A 2,271-nucleotide genomic window follows, 5' to 3' on the forward strand; every position below is an offset into this window, starting at 1 on the left:
CGTCCAACAGAGCCTGGCGAACCTCGGGGTGCTGAGCGAGGTAGTAGATCGATCCCGCGATCGCGCTCGACGTGGTGTCCAGGCCACCGAATAACAGCAGCAGGGTGTAGATGATGATCTCTTCGTCGCTCATCGGGCGGCCGTCGATGTCAGCGTCGAGCAACAGGCTGAATAGGTCGTCTCTGCGAGGCTCGGCTCGACGCTGTGCGAGATGCTCGGTCAACCGGGCGAAGACGTTGACGGCCGCTTCGGCAACGGCGGTGTCGTCGATTCCGCGCAGATGGGTAAGTGTGTGCATCCACGGGCCCAACGTCGCGCGATCCGAATCCGGAAATCCAATGGTGCGCAACGCAACGGACTGGGGGAACGGGGTGGCGAGCACTTCGCAGAAGTCGATCTCGCCACTGGAACCGGCGTGCGGAGCGAGAAGCTCGTCGGCCAGTTCGCGGATCTCGGCTTCACGCTCCTTGACAGCCTGCGGCGCCATCGACACGTTGAGGATCTTGCGGTACTGATGATGCAGCGGTGGGTCGACATCTGATGGGATCAAGTTGGGAAAATCGTGGCGGGGTAACGAATTACCCTCACCAGAGCAGAAGAGTTCTGGCGTTCGCGCCGCCTCGCAGATGTCGTTATAGCGGGAGACGATGCGAAATCCGCCGTATTTTTCGCTGCGAGCGAGTCCGCGGATCCGTCGCAATGCATGCCATACGGGGTCGGGATCGTCGGCATGCTCTTGGCTGAAATGATCGAACTCGGCGGGATCGAATTCGGTTCTCTCAGTTTCATGAACGGTCATGGTTCACCACTCCCAGTTGCAAGAGATTTCTAGGCTTAGGCTGACATTTCGGTAAGTCTCACGTTGAGTTGGTGCGCATGTACTCCGCAGCATCGAATTCTTCGCGCAACGTTCGCCGGAGGATTTTTCCATTCCCGCTCCGCGGCAGTGGCTCCGATCGGATCTGGATATACCGTGGCCGCTTGTAGTCGGCGAGGACCGTTCGACAGTAGGACAGCAGGCCGTCGAACTCGACTTTGCTACCTCCGACAACGACCGCGACGGTCTCGCCCCACCGCTCATGGGGTACCCCGAAGGCGGCAATCTCGGCAACACCTGGATAGCCGGCGATCACTTTTTCGATCTCGGCCGGATAGAGGTTCAGCCCGCCCGAAATGATCTTGTCGTTTTTTCGATCGACGACTTGCAGCAGGCCGTCGTGGCCTTTGTAGCCGATGTCTCCGGTACGCAACCATCCCTCCACCCGCGATGCTGCGGTTGCGTCCGGGTCGCGCCAGTACCCAACGCAGACCTGAGGGCCCTTGACCTGGATCTCACCGATTTCCCCGGCGGGTAGTTCCACACCGTGGTCGTCGGCGATGCGCACCGCGGTATGCACATTGGGAAGACCGGCCGAGTCCGGTCGCTGAATTGCCAGCTCCCTCGGAAGCATGCATACGCTGCCCGATGCCTCGGTCAGCGCGTAGGCCTGTCGGATCATCACACCCTTGGCCTGGTATGCGCGCAACAGCGCTTCTGATACGGTCGCTCCCCCGGTGACAGCCGTGGTCAGGTGTGACAGGTCGGCCTCATCAAAGCCCGGGGCTGAGGCGATTTGCTCAAACATCACTGGAACGCCGGTCATCGCGGTGACGGGCACCGACGTCATCAATTCCAGTGCCCGAGCCGGCTCAAAGGCGTCTTCGAGAACCAAGGTCCCGCCGACCCCGTAAGCGCCGAGAAAGTTGTTCACGATCCCGCCCGTGAAGGCGAGCGGCAGACAGCACAGCAGTGCGGTCGAGGTCGTCCAATCATTGGCCCGCGACCATTGGGTGACGTGAGCCAGGATGTTGCCGTGAGTGAGCATCGCCCCCTTGGGTTTTCCGGTGGTGCCCGAGGTGAAGCTGATGATGGCTACGTCGTCCGCTGTGACTTGGCCTGGGGTCCCCGCCCGCGGTGATGTTGCCAACGTGTCGACCGAGAGTTCTGGTGGCGCAGTGCTATCCAGGGAAATGGGGACGATGTCCGGTTGGTCGGCGGCCAGCGGCGCGTAGCGTTGGGCGCGCGCGGAATCGTAAGCAATGCAGCTGAGTTGGGCGTCATCGACAACGGGCAGCAACTCGCTGCTGGTGAACCGCAAGTTGAGCGGGACGACGATCGCGCCGATGCGCAGCGCGGCGAGGGCCAGTTCGCACCATGCGAGGGAGTTCGACGCGTAGATACCAATCCGGTCACCGTGGCCTGTTCCAAGGGCGTTGAGTCCACCGGCAATC

2 protein-coding genes are annotated in these 2,271 nt (G+C 61.6%); both read right to left on the reverse strand.

All coding sequences use genetic code 11. The annotated features are described in order from the left end of the window. Positions 1 to 799, reverse strand: a 799-nt coding sequence (locus WAN02_RS10330; RefSeq protein WP_422264057.1) for a cytochrome P450, incomplete at its 3' end; no start/stop codon positions are given. Between the two features lie 58 nt (positions 800 to 857). Then, positions 858 to 2,271 (reverse strand): class I adenylate-forming enzyme family protein (locus WAN02_RS10335; protein ID WP_422264058.1); only part of this gene is annotated, 1,414 nt, incomplete at its 5' end.

The sequence above is a fragment of the Mycobacterium sp. genome (assembly GCF_049281135.1).
GTDB lineage: Bacteria > Actinomycetota > Actinomycetes > Mycobacteriales > Mycobacteriaceae > Mycobacterium.